General features: G+C 40.0%; 16 protein-coding genes. 1 reads left to right on the top strand and 15 read right to left on the bottom strand.

The window, feature by feature from the left end; genetic code table 11:
* Positions 1-11: 11 nt before the first annotated feature.
* The 14 genes from NEJAP_RS11920 to NEJAP_RS11980 all read right to left on the bottom strand — a co-directional run bounded on the left by NEJAP_RS11920 (position 12) and on the right by NEJAP_RS11980 (position 19,002).
* On the bottom strand, positions 12-1,631 hold the full coding sequence (locus tag NEJAP_RS11920; RefSeq protein WP_201347450.1) for an LTA synthase family protein: 1,620 nt from the start codon (positions 1,629-1,631) through the stop codon (positions 12-14).
* On the bottom strand, positions 1,621-2,376 hold the full coding sequence (locus tag NEJAP_RS11925) for an SDR family NAD(P)-dependent oxidoreductase (RefSeq protein WP_236590914.1): 756 nt from the start codon (positions 2,374-2,376) through the stop codon (positions 1,621-1,623). The genes NEJAP_RS11920 and NEJAP_RS11925 overlap by 11 nt, the downstream gene beginning before the upstream one ends.
* Before the next feature lies 1 nt (position 2,377).
* Complete coding sequence (cysQ, locus tag NEJAP_RS11930; RefSeq protein ID WP_201347451.1) at positions 2,378-3,193, bottom strand: 3'(2'),5'-bisphosphate nucleotidase CysQ; 816 nt, start codon at positions 3,191-3,193, stop codon at positions 2,378-2,380.
* Positions 3,174-5,219 carry a capsular polysaccharide biosynthesis protein gene (locus tag NEJAP_RS11935; RefSeq protein ID WP_236590915.1) on the bottom strand — a complete coding sequence of 682 codons (2,046 nt, stop codon included), beginning with the start codon at positions 5,217-5,219 and terminating at the stop codon, positions 3,174-3,176. The genes cysQ and NEJAP_RS11935 overlap by 20 nt, the downstream gene beginning before the upstream one ends.
* Positions 5,216-6,196 (bottom strand): CgeB family protein, encoded by a 981-nt coding sequence (locus NEJAP_RS11940; RefSeq protein WP_201347452.1) that lies wholly within the window; start codon positions 6,194-6,196, stop codon positions 5,216-5,218. The genes NEJAP_RS11935 and NEJAP_RS11940 overlap by 4 nt, the downstream gene beginning before the upstream one ends.
* The gene (locus tag NEJAP_RS11945; RefSeq protein WP_201347453.1) at positions 6,196-8,934 is read right to left on the bottom strand and encodes a heparinase II/III family protein; all 2,739 of its coding nucleotides are present in this window, start codon (positions 8,932-8,934) and stop codon (positions 6,196-6,198) included. The genes NEJAP_RS11940 and NEJAP_RS11945 overlap by 1 nt, the downstream gene beginning before the upstream one ends.
* 54 nt (positions 8,935-8,988) lie before the next feature.
* A complete protein-coding gene (locus NEJAP_RS11950; RefSeq protein ID WP_201347454.1) occupies positions 8,989-12,666 on the bottom strand; it encodes a glycosyltransferase family protein in 3,678 nt (1,225 codons plus the stop codon).
* Between the two features lie 54 nt (positions 12,667-12,720).
* A complete protein-coding gene (wecC, locus tag NEJAP_RS11955; RefSeq protein ID WP_201347455.1) occupies positions 12,721-13,986 on the bottom strand; it encodes a UDP-N-acetyl-D-mannosamine dehydrogenase in 1,266 nt (421 codons plus the stop codon).
* Between the two features lie 3 nt (positions 13,987-13,989).
* On the bottom strand, positions 13,990-14,112 hold the full coding sequence (locus NEJAP_RS19455; protein ID WP_268927811.1) for a hypothetical protein: 123 nt from the start codon (positions 14,110-14,112) through the stop codon (positions 13,990-13,992).
* Positions 14,113-14,236: 124 nt separating this feature from the next.
* Entirely contained in the window at positions 14,237-15,328 is a 1,092-nt protein-coding gene (locus NEJAP_RS11960) for a chain-length determining protein (RefSeq protein WP_201347456.1), read from the bottom strand.
* 27 nt (positions 15,329-15,355) lie between these two features.
* Complete coding sequence (locus NEJAP_RS11965; protein WP_201347457.1) at positions 15,356-16,015, bottom strand: ABC transporter ATP-binding protein; 660 nt, start codon at positions 16,013-16,015, stop codon at positions 15,356-15,358.
* Positions 16,012-16,815 carry an ABC transporter permease gene (locus NEJAP_RS11970; RefSeq protein WP_201347458.1) on the bottom strand — a complete coding sequence of 268 codons (804 nt, stop codon included), beginning with the start codon at positions 16,813-16,815 and terminating at the stop codon, positions 16,012-16,014. Before NEJAP_RS11970 ends, NEJAP_RS11965 begins: the two co-directional genes overlap by 4 nt.
* Positions 16,816-16,818: 3 nt before the next feature.
* The gene (locus NEJAP_RS11975) at positions 16,819-18,570 is read right to left on the bottom strand and encodes a polysaccharide biosynthesis/export family protein (RefSeq protein ID WP_201347459.1); all 1,752 of its coding nucleotides are present in this window, start codon (positions 18,568-18,570) and stop codon (positions 16,819-16,821) included.
* Between the two features lie 48 nt (positions 18,571-18,618).
* Positions 18,619-19,002 carry a DVU3141 family protein gene (locus NEJAP_RS11980; RefSeq protein WP_201347460.1) on the bottom strand — a complete coding sequence of 128 codons (384 nt, stop codon included), beginning with the start codon at positions 19,000-19,002 and terminating at the stop codon, positions 18,619-18,621.
* Positions 19,003-19,275: 273 nt separating this feature from the next.
* Here NEJAP_RS11980 and betI point away from each other — a divergent pair, with 273 nt between their 5' ends.
* Positions 19,276-19,884, top strand: coding sequence for a transcriptional regulator BetI (betI, locus tag NEJAP_RS11985; RefSeq protein WP_201347461.1), 609 nt, complete (start codon positions 19,276-19,278; stop codon positions 19,882-19,884).
* A gap of 85 nt (positions 19,885-19,969) precedes the next feature.
* Here the strand turns inward: betI and choV are convergent, their stop codons facing one another.
* On the bottom strand, positions 19,970-21,163 hold the full coding sequence (gene choV, locus NEJAP_RS11990) for a choline ABC transporter ATP-binding protein (RefSeq protein WP_201347462.1): 1,194 nt from the start codon (positions 21,161-21,163) through the stop codon (positions 19,970-19,972).
* Position 21,164: the final 1 nt, after the last annotated feature.

Genomic DNA, 21,164 nt, shown 5'->3' on the forward strand with positions numbered 1-21,164 from the left:
AGCTGTTATTTTCAGCTAACCGACTTCTCATCAATAGTCGATAAACGAGTCACTTGCTCCAAAACTAAAGGCACTAAGTCTGAGACATCCATACTCACCTCGCCTAAGCCTGCAGTATTTGCCTGCAGCTCATCGAGCCTTGAGCTCCACACAAAGTAATCGGTTAGCCCACTAGGCTCTCCTAGAGCGCTATACACATCCGCCATAATGGGTACATGATCACCATACCAGCACATTACACCTTCTCTAACGTCATTATGTAGCTGCTGGCGCAACATAGATGCCATTTGGTCTGCGTTACTTAAATGGCGTGCATATACCGTTAAATCATTACAACCATCGGGTTGTTTATTTTCTTTATAAAAAAGCTTTTTATCAGCATCTAGTGGCTGCTCTAAATGCAACGGGCCGTGATTTTCCATTGTAATAACAAACACAAATAAAGGCCGATCTGTCTCTTTTAACAGCTCGCCAACCTTCTGGGCAACCGCCACATCACCGGTATATTGCCCTTGTTTTTGCTTACTAGAAAAAGCGTTAATATCAATAAACTCATCAAAACCTAATTGCGGGTACAACTCGTCACGCATATAAAAACTTGCCTGATAAGGGTGGATGCACACCGTGCGATAGCCCTTCTCTTTTAATACATGTGCTAACGTGAATTGCTTATTTTTCATGAAATAGCGATAAGGACTAAACTGATGAACGCCAAAATGACTAGCAGGTAAACCGGTTAAAAAGGCGCTCTCAGTTCTTATTGTGTTGGCTCCCCATGCAGGGACAGACAAACGCCCAAACTGGACAGACTCTTGGCAAATTTGGTCATATTTGGCCAACACATCAGGCTTTAAAAGATCGTAATCTTTGCGTATATCAAAAAAAGACTCACTCTGCACTGCAATCACATTAGGCAAGCTTAACGCATCAATATCGTCTTGCTTGCTGCCACCCAGGTGACCAACACTCCACTGAGCGGTATCCTTAGAGGGCTTAAAACGCAAATGTTCCAAAGCATATAGCCATATAAAAGCGACCTGGCCTACTTTCAAATAATCCTTTTCTGGCGCCAGTGTCATTTGTACTTTATTAAATGAAATACTCACACCAATCAGTGCAGATGAGAACAGCGCCATTAACCCAAAGAGCAAAAGCCCATTAAGAAAGCTGCCTTCAACCAATAAAGAGGTCTCAAGGCTTAACCCTAAAGCCACTACGCTTAAAAACCCTATAGCCGCTAGAATCGCCTTATAAATACCAAAAAAAGGTAGGTACAAACGCGGGTGCTTTATTGCATCGGTAAAGTATTCAAAATCATAGATCAGAAACGGCTCACGCATCGAGTGGTATTTGGCATTATTCACCAAGACTATTAACAACTGGAATGCCAATACAACACACAAAGCAAACCAAGGGCGCCAAAATAGTAAAAGCGATATGCTAAATAGCAGCAAAAAACTACCTAAATGTAAGCATAAGATGGCGAGTGGACGCCGCCAAAAAGTTGTCGCTCTAGGCTCAAGTAGCCACTCCATAGCAAAAGTAATAAACACCACCATCATGATAGGTGCTATCAACGTAGGCACGAGTGACGCGAAAGCCGACAACGCCAAAGCAGTATCAACCGGCATAATCGAGCCACTTCACAATGCGTTGCGAAATAGTTGGCGGCAACACAGCCAGCCACCAACAACCAAAATTAAGGGGGAACGGAAAACTAATACGTGCACGATTTTTAACTACTGCTTGTTTAATAACCAACGCAGCTCGTTCTGGCGTCCACATAAACGGCTTAGGCCCCGGCATAGCATGGCACATTTTTGAAGACACATACCCAGGCATGACAACAGATACACCCACATTATGCGGTGCTAGCCAGCCACGAATACCCTCGGCATATGCTTTAAGTGCAGCCTTACTCGCACTATAAGTGGGTGTAACGGGCAAGCCATAAAAAGCAGCTAAGGAACTAACTAATACTAACTGCCCTGTTTTGCGCTCCTTCATCGCTAATGCCATATGATGGACCAACATAAGAGTTGATTTAACGTTAAGGTCCAGCAACGCCTCCATCTGCTCCCACTGCTCACCAGACTGATCTTCACCGGTATTAATATTCATTCCGGCATTAGCAATAACCAGATCTGGCGCGCCTGAAGTAACGAGCTCATCACACCAACGGCGCGTTTGCATCAAGTCGCTAAGATCAAAGCTTACAACCGACGCCAAGCCACCTAAGGCTAAACATTCATCGCGTAATACAGCTAACTGATCAGCTTTGCGCCCTTGTAGAATCAAGGAGTGCCCATCTTTAGCATAAGCGCGAGCCAATGCACCACCAATTGAGCCAGTCGCACCGGTAATTACAATTTTCACCTTAGCTATGACTCCAGATTGAGCAAGTTTCAGCACATGCAATAAAATCAGGGTTGATCAACGAATCAGAATTTGTGTTGTACACAAGTGGAGCTAAAGATGAGAGCAATAAAACCTGCCCTCCTGCGGCATTAACAATAGCGTGCCCTGCTGCTATATCCCACTCGCTTGTCGGCGTTAGACGAGGATAAATATCAGCCATTCCTTCAGCTATTAAACATAACTTAAGTGAACTACCGATAGATATCGTTTCAGCTTGAGGTAAGCGTGAAACAAACTGTTCAAATTCTGGTGATTGATGTGACCGACTTCCGACCACACGCCACTTTTCATGCATACTAGGTAAGCCCGCAACTTTAATGGATTCAACACCAGAACCTAACGTCTGCTTAAATGCCCCTTCTTCACTCCCCCAGTACAAAATTTGAGATACAGGGACATAGATCAAACCAAAAACAGGTACACCATCCTTTATCAATGCGATGTTAACCGTAAACTCACCGTTCCTCTTGATAAACTCTTTTGTGCCATCTAAAGGATCAACCAACCAAAAAGTATTCCAACCTACACGAGAATTTTTTATATCATCTGCAGACTCTTCCGACAAAATGGGAATATCAGGAGTTAACAATGACAAACCTTTTACAATAATGTTATGCGCAGCGATATCTGCTTCTGTAACAGGGCTAAGATCAGGTTTATCTGTAACGGAAAAATCAGACTGATAAATACTCATGATGGCACCCCCAGCCTTTACCGCTAATGCCTTTAGTGCGTCGATATTACTCACGCTTTCATTACTTTTTAAAGCATGCATTTCTGACCAGCCTATACATACGTGTCTTAATAGTGGGGCCTTGTGGGTTTCCTAGCTTGTTACTAAGTAACTCAATAGCCGTCTCAATGTCGATAACATCACCTGAATGAGGGTCAACATAAATAGGGTATAAAATTAAAGTTGCTGCAACTAATTGGTCGAGTGTTAGCTGCTTGCTGCGGCGCTCACACGATAAATAATCGACGGTAAGCCCCCAACCTGCATAAAAAGGTATGCCGTAGGTAAAAACCTTCTTCTCTCTCAATAATCCCTCAAAACCAGATAATGAGCTCATGGTATGAATTTCATCAACCACATCAAACAGATCAGTTATCGACATATCGGTAACAATTAAATCGTGTAACGTATTTGCACTTGCTGCCAATTCACCAAGGCGACCGCCGCTCAAAACATCAGGGTGAGGTTTATAAATAATAAAAGCATCTGGGTTTTCTTTTCTGACAATAGCCAACAACTCTTGATTTGTTTTAATAACCGGCGAGCCTTTAGCAATAGAAGCATCTGTCTCGACTTGGCCAGGAACCAAAATAATTTTTCTATTATTTGGCAAAGTAAGCGCTGTTGAAACACCTACATTATATTTAGACAACTTAAGCTCAACTAACTGGTTTCGGACCTGTTTGGCCCGTAGCAATAGATGATCATCAAACACATAGGTATTCAGTATATCTTCAAGATCACTAGGCTTAGTTGAGTCATAATAAATACCGCAGGAATCGATCACCAATGACAAAGGGCGAACAAGATCAGCACCTAAGCCTACTGAGCGCAAAAAGCCATCTTCCATACACCATAGATTAAGATGATTCTTTTCGCAGAGGCCTTCTATTTCATCACCTAAACGACTAGACCAGACAAGTAGATTATCACCCGGTTTTAGCTGCTTAACGTCCTTATCCAAGTTCTGTGTAAAATTGACACTCGTACCTAAACCTAAATAGTCAGGTATAAATTTTTTCTTCCATTTAGAAAAACCGCTAGCAAGCCATCGACCACGATAACACTCAAGATGCTGTTTCTGATGAGCGATTAGCTTAATAGTGTCTTCAAGTTGGCAGCGCTCACCAGTGTAAGGGTTTATATAACGGCAATACTGAATATAAGCCGCATAAAACACTTGTTCTAACGAGCGAGAAACACCACGCCTGTCACATACTTGACGATCATCAGTAAGCCCCCAGCCAGCATAAAACGGCATACCAAAACAGGTGACTTTTTTACCCGCCATCAGTGCTTCAAAACCAAGTTGGCTGGTAACAACATAAACATGATCAACGACATCAAATGCAGACCAAGGGTTTATGTCCTCAGATAAAATTCGGCAGTTATGTTTTTTGGCTGCTTCAAGCAAGTAGCCCTTTTTTTTGCCGGCCACTACATCAGGATGTACTTTAACAAAGACTTCTGCTTCCGGATTTTCCAGAACAGCCGCATCTAGCATCTCACTAAAGCTGTTCGCAGAGCCCATACCATATTCGATAGACGCATCACCAAAAGTCTGATCAACAACAAGAACAGCTCTCCTACCGTCTGGAATCAGAATGAATTTATCCAGAGCTGCATTGTACTTAGAAAGTCGATTGCACCTTAGACTTGATATACAGTCTTTTGCACGTGATAACTCGGAAATAGATAGATTATTAGCAGCTGCAATATTGTTTTCAAGGTCACTGATTTCAAATGAGTTATAGTAAATGCCGGAGTAATCAAAGCATAAGCTATGAGGCGGATAACCATTAACGCCTAACCCCAACGACCTCAACAAACCATCTTCAAGTAATATATGGTTACTACCCATTGAGTAACCAAGTTTAATCGCACCTTTACCACTAGACTTTAACCCCCACCCAAGTCGAGGTAACTTAGCATGACGATATAGCGGAAAATCAACAGAAAGGGAGTTCGCAAAAAACTGGGTGATATACCTATTTCGCCAGATGCCAAAATTAGACACAGATACAGCAGCGTTAATCTCGTCCTCATTATCAGGACAATTACTGATCATATCCCGAGAACTCGAGCGATATCATTAAGACGGTGCTCCCAAGTATGATTCTGTTTCACATATTCAGCACCAGCTCTAGAACGCTCAAGATCACCAGCTGAAGGACCATGACTTAGCTTTGTAAAAAGCTCAAATGCTTCTTCATAACTATCAACAACGTAACAGTACTCTTGAAAATACTTATCTACCGATTGAGCAGGCGTGGTTACAGCAATTCCACCACAGCCAATAATTTCAATTAGTCTCCTAGAATACATCGTAGGAGAATCAACTACTGTATTAACATTAAGTGACACAAGATGATCACGATAGATTTGAGCCGTTTTATCATGAGGAACAGAAGAACGAATTTCCATATCACCAAAATCTGGGTAACGATAGTTAGAAGACTTTCTATCCGAGTTGCGATCATAAACTGTAAGACCTATAACATCACTTGCTGCTTTTAATAAAAAGTCCTGCCGCCGTCTCCTTTCACCGTGAATGTGATTACTGTAGCTACCTGTGAAATTTGCTCTATTAGTTTTAAAATTAAAGCCTTCAAATGAATGGAAACAGGTTTGTACTGGAAACATTAAAGTATTCACCGTGGTAGACTCAGGAACGACTTCCCGATAACGAGAAATACAAGTCTCATCAACCGTGAAAATATGATCGAAATGCTTTGCGCTATCAATGAAACGCTCGAAATGAACTCCATCTTCTTTATTCCAAAAGACGGTAGGTATTCCTAAGTCTTTAGCATAATCAACCACTCGAAGAAGAGCTCTATTGTTTCTATTTGGATGATCAGGATAAGCAGCCACCTTAAACTTCCATTTATTACGCAAGCCTGACCACGCAGATTCTACAATAAGAAAATCAGGGCGAACAAAACGAAGTAATAAACGGTAATTGAATTGGGTTATGACTTGTAAATCTACTGACTTATCTAAACACGAAAAAGTAAGTTCATCTGAAATAATTGCAACTCGCACTAGATAGCACCTAATAAGTGTACTTTAACACGTTTTCTCAATTGAACGCCCGCTTCAGTTCTAATAAAACAAATAACAGACAGTTCTAATGTTTTATAACTGTCTTTGAAATCGAAACGGGCACTAAAATCTGAAGAATACCAAATTTGTTCTAATTTAACATCTCCATTCATGAGGTAAAAAGCGTACTTCAACTTTTTCGAAGAGGCGTTAATAAGCGAAGTAGATACATTAATAAAATCATTATTAGCAGAAGCTGAAAAAATAAAATCATTGATTACATGATCATTTTTAGCAGTGTTGATCCATGAGATGTCAAAATTGAATTTAACGCTCTCTTCAAAATGCATAAATTCAAGGCACGTAGCTCTTTCATAAGAATTTGCAGTTTGTGATGTCCAGCCTTTAATTTTTGGATCTTTCTTTCCTGATGACTTATAAATCTTACCTTTAAAATCAATAGCATTTATAAGTAGTGTTTTATCATTCCCTTTTAATAAAATTTTATTACCATCAATTGAAACTTCAATATCCAGCGGTATTAAAAAACGAGTTACATAAGTAACCCATTCTTTTGACATTTTATCTTTAATTGCTTTTATCGTTAAAGGAGAATTAGGTTTACAAAAATCGGTAAAGTTAATAGTTTCGTTTAGCCGATTATAAACAACTTTTCTTGAGCAGGTGAACCCTTTAAACATGTGAGATTCACCTAATACATAGGAAATATCGTTAGATATACCTGAGTCCTTTATACCTGTTTTATTGGAATACGATCTATCACGGTGCGCCCGAATGCCATTCGGTGAAGTAATATTATGACAATCAGCAGACCGGAAATGAACTCTCATAGGGTCTTTAGGTTCATGTTTATATAAACCACCATCGATAAACCAATCTTGCCCATAAGCATATAAAGTGAAGCTTGTATCATCATCATGGCGGTGATATGTACTCAAGAAACCGCACTTAAATACAAAGTGTAAATGTTTATTAAAGTCATGACGATTCCAACTACTTCTAAAAACAGCCCAACCACTATCTTTTAATATCAGATCATTACATTCAGGTATAGCTCCAACAGACCCTTTTCTTATAGAGTATAAAAAATAATCATAAGCAGCAGGCTTAAAAGTCCCAAAGAAATCCGTAACCGTAAATTTGGCTGTGTCGCCAAACAGAGGCAAAGTACCGTCAGGTTTCACAAAAAAAGCCAAAGCCAAACAAGACTTATCTATAACATTACCTTCAACAAATGAATTAGCTAACTTGCTATCGACATCATTTATTGTAGATATGACGTTAATATACTGCTTAATTCCATAAACTAAATACCCAGGACTATTTTCGACATGACCGCCATCAGATGAAAACGAATTATTAAGCTCATATCTCAGCCTCTCAAGAGATTCATTCCTCCACTTATCACATAATGGATGATCACCGAGATAACTGGATATCTGAAATAAAACCAAACTTTGATCTAGACCATGATTAGTTCCTTTTGAATAGAAACTTTCATCTAACAATTTATTAGCATGAATAGTAATAATAGTCTTAAGAAAAATTAAGTCTTCACTTAATATGTTTGTTTTTTCGAGATATTCAATCAACAAAAGTATATTCTTTGCCCTAAGAGCGGTGCCATGATCATGCCATGCATCATCGGATTGATGACCCGAGTCATCCGCATCAACCCATGATTTAACGATGGAAATGGCTTTATTTACACCGTTGCAGCTTGTAAAGTGCAAGTCGTAAGCAATTAATGACGGAAGAAAGTGTAGCTGCTGAAAATACCAAATCCAAGTTCTATTGTTAAAAGGATTATCCTTCCAATTTATTTTATCTAACAGCTGAAACTCTGGAAAACTAGCTACGCTCCATAATCCATTCTCTATAATATTTTTCCCTATGAAAATTGAATTTTCATTAAAGAAGCTTCTTAAATCTTTTGAATAAACATCAAATGTAGCAGATGAAATATTTGTTTTAAGATCTGCAGATATACTTTTAGGCGCCGTTTTCGGTGTATAAGCCTCCATCAACTGAACACAGTCATCTATACTATGGATTATTTTGTGCCCTTTAATGGGTGCTATTTCAAAATGCACGTTCACATCATGATGACGGCATTTATCCAAAAAATATAGCGCATGCTCTTCCAAATAGTTCTTATGATCAAACCGAGCCTGAGCTATATAAAATAAAGGGAGTTTTTTATTACCATCGATAAGATTAGTCAGATCATTAAACTCCAAATCTTTATCAAATATAGGCCCAAAGAATTTTCCCATGCCACTGGCTGAATAACTTGTATCTAGTAACTTAATCTGAGGAATGTTGGCATAAACAGCATCAGCGCCTAATAAAATACCATGCAAGAGGGCACCATAGCCCCCCATAGATGAACCCCAAAAATACAAGCCTCTATTTGACCCTATCTTTTCCTGAGTTTTCTGAACCAGACGCTCAAGTAAAGATTTAACAAAGAAATCACCACCCTCACCCAGCCACCAAGAACCGGCTTGCTCCACACCATAATTATCAATTGGCACGAGAACATTCCAATCAGAATTCCTATAGCGGCTTGGTTTAGCAGAAAAAGTATGGCCATGTAGTATAACCAACAAAGGGCTATCAGCTGGGTTATCTGCAGGCGAAAATTTATAATACATTCGTCGTCCCAACTCATCTGATATAAAACTAAGATCCTTATACTTTTGATCACTCATCATAAAAATAACGAACCCTAATTTAATAAGTTATTGAACGAAAATTAAAAATTAATTTCAGGAAATTAATTTTAACTCTTTGTTTATGGTTGAACCGTAACCACATTGCATTCTAACTCTAGCCGCTGCAGCAGAAGAAAGGCTCAAGAATAAAGCCTCATTATTAGATAGTTCTTCAAGCGCATCAGCCAGTTTGATGTAAGCGTCTTTAGGCACGATTCGAGCACAACTATTATCAGCAAACTCAGATACGGCAGCAACATCATTAGTAACAGGCACTAAACCAGATGACATAGCTTCATCACGCGACACACCTTGAGAATCCCAACGAGTTGGATTAAGAAAAACTCCATACTCATTCTGTAAAGTCGCGATTTCACTATGAGTAAGAAAACGTTTATCTATAATTACATTTTTAAAGTTTTTCAATGGCGCAGTTAATTCATCAAATAATTCGCCATCCCCAACTAAATGGAACTTCATATTATCAAAACAGCTTCTTGTGGATAGTTCAAGAATTGCGTTTACAGAAAGGTCATTTCCATACTTCCTGCTAGCAAAGGACCTTATAGACAAAACATTGTTTCTTAGCTGAGGCTGTTTTTTCTGATATAAGAACACATTATTATCAACATAATTATGAATAACAGAGTATTTATCTTTAGAAAAATTAATATTTAAATCCTGTGAGACCTCTTCAACAAAATACTCAGAAACAAAAACCATATGAAAATTTCTATATTCTTTGGCAATCAACTCTTTCCAAAATTTATTCCGTTTATCGCACAATCTTTTTTGCCTTTCAACTTCAGTACTAGTCATTCGTTCAAACTCAAACTCCCGTCTCTTCCAATGCTGTATTTCTGCACCGTGGACCCAGACAGTCACTTTCAAGTTTTCAATATATTTTTTGAGAACATTCCACATGTTGCTATCTAGCATATGGACCAATACATGACTGATATGACCAGCAGCTAAAGTTGAATCAAGTAAGTCCTTATCACCTGAAATAACATCAATTCCTTCGAATTCCCTCACACCTTTTTCGTTATTATTAATACGAAATATATCAACATCAACACCTGACTCTTTATATGCTCTTATTCTACTATGTAAAAATCCATATTTATAAAGATCTTCATAAGAGGGATACTGCTTTGTTAATACGAGTGTCTTTGATCGGCATATTACTGCCGAAGGCTGCTCATTACCCCTTCCTAACAGAAGTTCTCTAATAACTAGGCTACCACCTCCCTGCACACGAAACCCAAAACGAATACTACTACAGTGCTCTGGAATGGCCAGAGAATGCTTACCACCAGCTTTATTCATTTGGTGTGATATTTTTGCACCATTTTTATCTTGGAATTCAAAAACTGTTTTAACCTCCAAACTGCCATCAATTACTAACTGAAATTGACTATTTAGTATGAGGTTCAGTTCTTCTCTGCTAAAGGTTTTATTTGCATAAAAGTATGCATGTTTATCGGTTGGAATTTTAGACTTCATAATTAGCCGATCTAACTTAAAACTAAAGTCAACCCCTGCACGACTATTAAAGCAGCTCGCAATTTGTTTAGCTGACAGTCTAGGCACCTCGCTAGCGGCGGAATCACTAGAGCTAACACCCCCTACAACATTAGCTACTGACTTAGAAATCAATTCTAGTGATACACCCTGATCCAGGTCATCATCACTCACAATATTCAAATCTGATTTACTAAGAATTCCTACATTTTTTATATAGTTAAACTCATCAATTGAAAGCATTTTTGGAAGAGCCAGCGCCAACTCTCCTTTAGTACTAATCAAATCCTTTATAAACTTATCATCTAAACATTCTGATCTTAAAGCAGATGCAGTAAACAGTAACTCTTTGCTTTCTGTATATTCTCTGCCACTCACTCTAATCTCGAGTACTCCATCATTTTTATGATAGAAGTTTAATTTCCCTACTGCGTTACCATCAAAATATGTTGTTGCCAACTGCAAATCTACTAAGTAATTATTCCCATAATAATCACGAGAAGACATCCCACATAAATATGAGTCATTAGGTAATGATTGAAGAGCATTAGAAAAATCACTTTTTGAGGAAATAACCTTAATTGAATTATCGTGGGATAAATCAACTTCTTCCGAATAAACAATCAATTTCTTATTTGTATAAGCCTGCCTATTAAAATTTTCAATGATAGAGTTCAACTCTTCATTGTTATCGACAAAACACAACACATATAAATCTGGCTTATTTACTTCTTTTTCTACTTCACTCAACTTAGAGGATATATACATTAATCTATGTGTATACGTATGCTCTGACATTACCTTACGTAAGCCCTGTAAGCGGAATTTTTTATATTTAAGTTCATCGTTACATATTGAAGAGAGGCTTAACTTTAACTGTTTCTCGTTATCTGAGCATATTACAAGGTCACCAAATAATAAGCGAACTCCTCTCGAAAAGTTTGACACTACGACCGTATTTGATGCTAGCAACTCAAAAACACGACGTGCAAACATAGTTTGCGAATTTTTTATCGTGTTCATATTTATACCATACTTATATCCCTTATAAGCCCGACCAATTTCAGAAAAGGGTAGTCGCCCCAAAATCATCGATTTATATTGATCAGGAAAGGTATAGTGAGGATGGGGGTTATCAAAATTGCGGTCATAGATATCGACCTCTTTAAAAGCTTTAACTGCACCAATTAGAGCTGCAAAATCACGTTGGCGCTCGGGATAGCGTAAGTAATATGAACCAGCAAAGTTAAAAGCATCTTTTCTTTTATAAAGCTCTATAGGATTATGATTTTTTATCTGTGCTGCAAATGGCAAAAAATGTACTCGCTCGTGACCTACAATCGCTTTATACCTAGGCACACAATCAATATCCGTTGTAAAAACATAATCAACTTTTTTTGCCATCTCAATAAACGTATCAAAATGAACTGGATCTTCCTTGTTCCAAAATAAAGTTGGTATGTTATTTCCTCTACACCATTGTATTACGGATAAAATCTCATCAGAGACATTGCTAATCTTGGTCTGCCAACTCCCATCAACACCTTTCCAGGCAGATTCTATAAACACAAAATCAGGTGTAAAATTGTTAAGCTGATCCATCCATTTATCAGGTTCAATTTGTAACAATTCACATTCTGGTTCATATGAGTGAAAGGTAAATTCATCCATCACCCCAGCAACACGTAGAGGCCTATCTATTGGCAACTTCATTACTGGCGCAGTTTTAGTATTACTCTTACAATCTTTAATACTATTAAAACCTGCTTTAGTAAGTGTGGAATTCTTATTAGCTTTAGCTCTTAGCTTTGATTCTTTGTTTATTCTGAAAATTTCTGAAGGAAGATTTACCAGACCACTCCATGATTTAGTTGCCTGTATTATTGAATAGCCTAACTGAAACGAAATGGTTTTTTTTACTTTATCTATTTTCGAATCAATCAAACTAATTTGATTTTGATAGCTTTTCTCACGCGCTAGCATGCCCTTGTACTTATCTTCCTCTTTCACAAGTTTAATATTTAGTTTTACAATTTCTTTCTTAAGAGCATCCTTTTCTTTATTGAGGTTTTTCTCCCTTTCTGTCAAGACTTTAAACTTTTCAATTACATTTTTTAACTCAAGGTCATCTAGTGATACTTTATCATCACATGAAGGCTCAACATTTTTATTGCATTCCATTTCCGAATCGGACGCTCTTTTAGTCATTGTTACTACCAAATACTCAGGGTTGTTTGAATTGAAAGATCACTAAATAATCTATTAACTTTGTTGAGTTGAAAAAACCCCTACAGCATCAATAACTTCAGCCTGTATAGTACTTACTTTCATTTCTTTAAACTCTTTATGTGCAACAAGCATAACAACAACATCAGCCTCAACTACTGCATTACTTTTCGTCGTATGAGTTGCATTTATTAAACTATCTGGTAAGACTTCTATATTTGGTTCAACAACCATCAAGTTGCCTTTAAACTGATCATGCAGTTGTTGGGCGATGCTCAGAGCGGGGCTTTCTCGCAAATCATCAATATCTGGTTTAAAGGCAACCCCGAATACAGCTAACGTAATATTGTCTTCTTTTTTACCAGACTGAACCAATTTCCCAGCTGCTTCTTTAACCTTTGAGATAACCCAGCCTGGCTTAGAATCATTTACTTCCCTTGCCATTCCGATAAGCTTGGCCTCTTCAGGGTTTGAATTAACAATAAACCAAGGATCAACAGCGATACAATGCCCGCCAACGCCAGCCCCCGGCTGTAAAATATCTACTCGTGGGTGACGATTAGATAATCTGATCAACTCCCAAACATTAATATCAAGCTTATCGCAGATAACTGAAAGCTCATTAGCAAAAGCAATGTTCACATCTCGGAAACTATTTTCAGTCAACTTCGCCATTTCAGCAGTTCGGGTATCTGTTGTAACGCACTCACCTTCTACAAATATTTTATACAACTCAACGGATACAGCCGTGCACTTTGGAGTCATCCCTCCAATAATACGATCATTTTCTATTAATTCCCGCATCACATGCCCAGGCAATACCCTTTCAGGACAATGAGCAACTCTAATATCAGAGCTTTCTCCGGCTTCACCCGGGAATGACAAATCAGGTCTTTCATTAGCCAACCAACCAGCCATTTTTTCAGTGGCTCCAACTGGGGATGTGGATTCAAGGATAATCAAATTGCCTTTTACCAATACTGGAGCTATCGCTTTTGAAGCAGCTTCAATATAGCTAAGATCAGGCTCATGATTATTTTTAAAAGGGGTTGGCACAGCTATTAAAAACGCATCAGCAGGCTCAGGCTTTGTTGTGGCCTTTAAATACCCCTCAGTTACAGCAGCGTGAACAACCATATCTAGCTCTGGTTCTATTATATGTATCTGTCCTTGGTTTATTGTGTCAACGGCTACGGAGTTAATATCTACACCAATAACTTTTTTTTTGCGAGATGCAAACATTGCAGCAGTAGGTAATCCGATATAGCCTAAACCAATGACAGAAATAGTATTGAATTCCATTTATTAAAGCCCTTTATAATCAATAATTTTATCTAGTATACGCTGGCAAGATTTACCATCACCATAAGGGTTATGGACAAAGCGCATTACGCTATACTGTGCTCTATTGGTTAGTAGTTGATTCATTTCTTAAGTAATCACTTGTGCATCTGTTCCAACAAGCTTGACAGCCCCAGCTCTTACAACTTCAGGCCTAGTACCAAAAACACATAATATTTTTGTACTCAAAACTTTACTTCCGTTCAAACTCTTAATCTCTGTGATCCCTAACAATCAGCACTAACATATGAACAATCAATGATAAAAAAAGTGCAATAACTGTAAATACAACGATATTATGAACTCGTTTTGGTTCAACTGGATATTCAGGTAGTGTTGGACTCTGTAAGACTGAAACTTGTTTCAACTTTCTAGCCGCTTCTATACGAGTACTTTCAAGCGCAGCTAATGCACCTGAATAACTCTCCATTGCAAACTCTACTTTTAACTCTAATGTTTGATATTCTGCTGAGAGGGTATTTAACGCGCCACCTGACTGCTGAGCCATCCGTGCACGTTCTTGTTTAATCTGTTGTCGAATAGCCTTAATTTCATCCCCCCCCCTAACAACACTCGGTGAACGACTACTTTGGTAACTCGTTAACATTGTTTGCTTTGCTTGTAGGTTAGCAAGCTCTACTTCGAGCCCAGCCACAACCGCACTCAGGCTCTCCACTGTACCTGCTGGGGAAACTAAACCATTTTCATTCTGATACTCAATAAGCTTGTTTCTTGTTGACTGAAAGTTGAGGCTCAAGCCTGCTACCTGGGTCTCAAGAAATTTTACTTGCTCATCAGCAAGTCGCTGCCCCATTCTATTCATATGTGTCTCTCCTTCACTTAAAAGTAAAGAAGTCATCGCATGCGCCATTTCCGGAGTTAGCGCACTTACATTAATGCGTAAAATTTGGGCGTAATCATCAAGCTCTACTGAAACCTGTTTAAGATAATACTCATGCAACTCCTCGATAGGCACATCGGAAGAACGAAGGCGGGTAAAATAATCAATATCACTACTTGCATAGTGCGCCCTAAACCCTAATGCAGTATCAATTTTTCGAAGCATATCAACAGACAATAAATAATCTCGAAGTAATAACATATCACTATCACCCGAATTACCACCCAGTAATGCCGAAACATCCATATTGGGTACAGTAACCTGTGGGCTTTCCAGCACAACATTACTTTGCGACACATAACTATCGCTGGCCAAAATGCTCCAATAAACTGTAACCAGTAATACCGCCACAAAACAAACCAGCCAATGTGGGTATTGTTTAAATATGTGCTTTATTGTCATTTAATAATCTAATTTCTGTTATTTAAGCTAATCGGTACTTTTATGATAAGCAGCAATCGCTTCATTAATGTCATCGAACCAAATTGCACCGCCATCATGCAACCAAATCCCTGCCTGGCATAGGTCTTTTAAAATACCCTCGCTATGGGATACGATTATCAACCCTGCCTGCCCAACCTTACCCTTAAAAGCTTTTGTCGCTTTTGCTTTGAACGCTCTATCTCCAACGGCAGTTGCCTCATCAGACAAGAACACGTCAAAGTCAAAAGCAAGTGATAAGCCAAAAGCCAAACGGCTTCTCATACCACTAGAATATGACTTAACCGGCTCATCAAATGCTTTGCCTATCTCAGCAAACTCTTCAACAAAGTCTATTACCTGAGTGATTTTTTCTTCATCTCCATGGACACGGGCAACAAATTTTACATTTTGTCTACCCGTCATGGAGCCATTAAATCCACCAGAGAGCCCAACAGGCCATGATACACGGCAGTTTCGCGTAACCGTTCCTTTATCGGGTGCATCCATACCGGCAATAATACGAAGCAAGGTAGATTTACCCGCACCGTTTTTGCCGACAAGCCCGACATTAAGCCCAACTGGAATGTCAAAATTAATATCTTTTAGCACCCAATCACTACCATGGTGGTTGTGATAACGCTTATACAAGCCTCTTACGCTTATCACTGTGCTTTCAACCTCATTTCAAACCTCAGATGTAACATCAAACCCAGTGCAACCAACCCTAACCCCCACCCCCAAAGGTAGAGCATATTTATATCGGGAAGTGACCGATAAGAGCTAAAAAATGCCAACCGAAGGCTCTCTATACCATGTACTATTGGGTTTAATAATAGAATCTGTTGAAGGTTATGCGGCAGGTAGTTAAGAGGTATCATTGCCCCAGAAATAATCATTAGTGGTAATGATAGTATCCGAATTATTTTTCCAACTTCAGGAATCAATGAGTCTAACACAGATATGGTTAGGCCTACTCCAACGCCTAACAACCAAATTGCCGCCCAAATAAAAAGTGCATTTAGTGGATCATCAGGAACCAAGTCAATACCGATGAGACTACAGACTAATATGAACATCAGAAAAACTAAGCTTTTAAGCATGCCTTCCAAATAACACCGGATTAGAACAGGATCAATTGGCTTAACCTGCCTATAAGCAAACAAAGCTTTACTCGCGCCGATAGCTCCTAATGAGCGCATCATGTTTTCACGAAACAGATAAAACCCTAGAAGCCCGCATATCAACCAAGGAATAAAATCAGCCCCACCAATTCGATGCCCGCTTGCCGCAACAGCTCTAATCCCAACGAACACAGCAATCATGGCAATTGGTTCGGCTAACATCCAGAACCATGCCATTCTGTCAGCCGTTGTTCGCGCAAGGGCTTCACGCATAAACAATGCATGCCAAACGCTTTTAGTTACTTGCCAAGAATTACGTGGTCTGTGTTTTTGCACGCTTTCCATAATTTACAAATCTAATACGACTTTAGCAGCAATCGCCAGCTGGTAAATGATCTGCGTCAAGCTAGTTGCTAACTGCAAGTTTTTAGTGGGTACTGCTGGCAAGACCAAAATTTCATCGCCTGGCTGTAAATCAATATCAGAGGATTTTCGTACTTCGCCATTGAGGCGTACAACAAGGATGTTCTGTTTGTCTGCATGTTGTGTAAAGCCACCTGAGCGCTCGATGTAATCCATTACGTCATTGCTGGCATGATAAACAGTCGCTTGAGGGACTAATACTTCGCCACTAATTAACAATGAATCAGACATTTCAGGAATGGTGATCACATCACCATCTTGTAATCGGATATCGGCAACCGTGCCATTATTGGCAACCACCATGCGCCCATTAGGTTCTATCATGGCTGCACGTTTCACAAAGCTTGATATCAACTCTGCTTCTTTTACACGGATAGAAGCCTCATCCGGGGTTGATGAAGGCGCACCCAAATATGTGGTTTCTAGGCGGCGCAGGCTTTCTTCTAAAGAGGCTTTCTGCCTAGCCGCAACACTTAAACGCCGTAAAGAGATACTGCGAGTATCAGTGAGCGCTTTAGGCACTTGGATGTTATTCAATAATTGATTTAATGTAGCATCGTTAGGTACGGCATAACGCGAAGGTCCGTAATAGCTACCTTCTAGTTGTATAACAATCGTTTCATCCTGCTGATCTGCGCTAAACAGTACTTCATCGCCATTTTTTAAACGTGCTGTTGCAAAAGCAGCTAATGTGTAATATTTCGCTAAAAGCCCATCATTACGAACACCACGTACCAATACATGGGTAATACCGGGTTTGGTTCTCGCGTATTGAAGTAAACTCTTACCTGTATTCTCTTTGCGGGTTAACTCGTACTGCAGTTCTCGTTCAACATCGCCAGCCACTGTTACTGCTGCTTGGCGACGCCCGACAACAACCGTATCTCCATCGCGAAATTGCAATGTAGGCAACTGCCCTTCTTTCATAAAACGGTATAAGTCTGCTGTTTTAATGGTTTTATTATTACGAATAACGCGGATAGAGCGAAAACTACCTAACTGCGCATCAATTCCACCGGCCTGATCCAAAAAATACAGAACAGAGTCATTGGGTGTTCCTGCATAACGCCCTGGGTTTTGAACTTCACCCGTAACAAACACCGCAACAGGCTGCACACCTTGCAAATTAGTGTACACATTTACGTTTTCAGGATAGATAGACTGTACCGAAGACTTAACACGGCTATTCAAGCTTTTCTGGGAAGCGCCTTGTACTTTAACCGGGCCAACTGATGGTATAAAAATATAACCTTGTGCATCAACCGGTAGCACTCTTTCAACTTCAATAGCACCCCATAATCGTAGTGTTATCAAATCTCCAGGAGCAATTTTATAGTCTGGATTAAGGCCGTCGGCCCGTACACCGCGAAAACCACCTGTAAAAAGGTGCTCACCATAAGGCAGCACCGAATCACTGCCAGAGTCTAGGCTTCTTGGATTAGGGCCGTAGGTACCTGTTTTCCAATTAGTATTGGGTGTATCAACGACTGTTGCAGAAATGGCAGCGGCTTGTTCTTCTGTATCCAGCCCACCCGTGCCCGTATTGATCGAGATGGCTTGTACAACATTAACAGGGGCTGCCGATAGTAAAAATGTGGCTAACACGCCACTCAGGAGATGATGATTTTTAAAAAAACGTGATGCGGAAGCTTTTACATACAATGCTGATGAATGCATAATTTTTCACTTTTTTAATGACATTAAAACTGATCAAAACTGATCAAATTACTGCGCCACGCCTGCTGTTAAGGCGCGAGATTTATACCAGTCTTGATTATTCAACGTACAGGCAAGCTCGGTACTACTAATACCTTTTTCAACTATGAGTTGACGGCACTCAGCCCCGCTGGCAGAAAAATAGGGAGCTTGCGCAGAAAGTGTAATATTGTCTCCCCAAGGAGAGCGTGCAAAGGCAGCACTACTTTCAGTTGACGAGTGACTAAGGAATTCCGCGATATCTGCCGGAATTAGCAGGTGCTCTTGCGAGGTGGATAACGAGTACTTACTTTTTTGTTGCGTCGATGCACAACCAACTACAGATAGTGCGGTTAATATAACCATCGTACTCAACATGATACGACGTAGCTTACTTGATGTGATTAATCGCACGTTGCGACTCCCTATATATTCATTATCCTTAACGCGCGCTTATTCTAGTACATCGACCGTAAAAAAACATCTGCAGCGAAAGGTTATTACTCGACTTATGATTATGCTTCGCTTGAAGTAAAGCAACTTAATATTGGAGCCAACGGCACTACATATTTGTATTCGCTTAAACGACCTCGTCTCACTCTTTTATTGATTATCCAAGACACCACACTTGACAGCAAACCATGTGAAAGGCAAATTCCCTTTCAAGATTAAGCGAGAAAGATGCTAATGCCTAAAGTTGGAATGCCTGAAATAAGAAAGCCACAGCTGATTAATGCCACCATGGAGGCTATTAACTCTGTTGGGTTACATAAAGCTAGTGTTGCCATGATTAGCAGTTATGCTGGGGTATCCCCGGCAATCATCAATCATTATTTTGGTGGTAAAAACGGCTTACTCGAGGCAACCATGCGTTCGGTATTACAGCAACTTTCTCACGGTGTAAAAACCCGCTTACAAGAAGCCCCAAAGGATGATGTTGTGGGCCGTATTAAAGCAATTGTCGGTGGAAACTTTGACCCCAGACAGCTAGAACCTAAAGTGGTTAAAACGTGGTTGGCGTTCTGGTCTTTAGCCATGCACGACCCGGCACTCTATCGATTACAACGCGTTAATGAAAAAAGACTATTATCGCATTTGATTCTTGAATTAAAGCAAGTACTGCCCGCCGATAGAGCCCAGATAGTTGCGCAAAGTATTGCTGCACTTATCGATGGTATCTGGCTACGTGGCGCATTAACGCCTACCGGTATAGATAGCCAATTAGCGCAACGCCTGATTATCGACTATTTAGAACAGCAACTTCCGAGCGACATTATTGCTAAACATAATGCCTAGAAATAAAAAAGCACGAACACTAGCAGCACTGAATATAAAATAAGAGCTAAGTTAACACCTAGCTCTAATAAAGCAGATCAACGCATCACGCCTCATCGACCATAAAGTGCTTACCAAGTAACGCATGATAAAAATCTTTATCTGACAGCATACCCACCAAGCGCCCGCTTTCTTCTAGCAGTAATGGCAGGCCTGTCTTGTATCGAATTTCAATGGCAGACCGCATTGATATATCCGGAGACGCTATCACTAATAAGCTCTCTGCTAGCTGCTCAATATCGTCCCCTTCACTCCAACGGAGCAACGGCAAAGACAGCCCCTGGCGAGAAGCACTGACCACCTCCCCTTCTCTATCAAGCCCAATAAGCGTGTTGTCGTGTTGGTTCAAAATTAGCTGATCACCCGACGCCTCTAGATCACAGGTATTCGACATCAATGAGCGGCCGCACAGCACGTTTAAAGGATTGGTATGAGCCACAAAGTCAGCAACATAGGGCGTTTTTGGATTAAGAACTATCTCTTCCGGCTTTCCATGCTGAATAATTTTGGCTGATTCCATAATTGCGATATGAGTGCCGATTTTAAGCGCCTCATCTAAATCGTGACTGACGAATAAAATGGTTTTATTTAAACGCTGCTGCAGTTCTATTAGTTCATCTTGAAGTTGACTGCGAATTAACGGATCGAGCGCTGAAAAAGGCTCATCCATTAGTAAGATATCACTATCCATGGCAAATGCGCGCGCAAGACCCACTCGCTGCTGCATACCTCCAGACAGCTCGTGCGGAAGCTTATCTTTCCATTCAGATAAGCCAACCATCTCCAGCTTTTCCATCGCCTTAGCACGGCGCGCTTCTTTACCCATACCCTGCATATCTAAGCCAAATGCAACATTATCAAGCACACTCATCCACGGCATTAAAGCAAATTTTTGGAAGACCATAGAAATCTTACTGGTGCGCATATGCCGCAATTTCTGGGCATCACACGTGGCGATATCCACCATTTGGTCGCCATCTTGAACTAGCAGCTCTCCTCGGCTCACTGCGTTTAAACCGTTTACTGCACGCAAAAGGCTGGACTTACCTGAACCAGACAACCCCATTAATACGCAAATTTCCCCTTCCTGCACTTCAATACATGCATTATCTACGCCCACGACATCACCGGTAACCTCAATAATTTCTTGACGACTACTCCCCTTATCAAGCAATGCCAAACTCTTCTCGACACGATCACCGAATACGACATCTACATTTCGAATACTAATTGCCGCCATG

Source organism: Neptunomonas japonica JAMM 1380, assembly GCF_016592555.1.
Taxonomy (GTDB): domain Bacteria; phylum Pseudomonadota; class Gammaproteobacteria; order Pseudomonadales; family Balneatricaceae; genus Neptunomonas; species Neptunomonas japonica_A.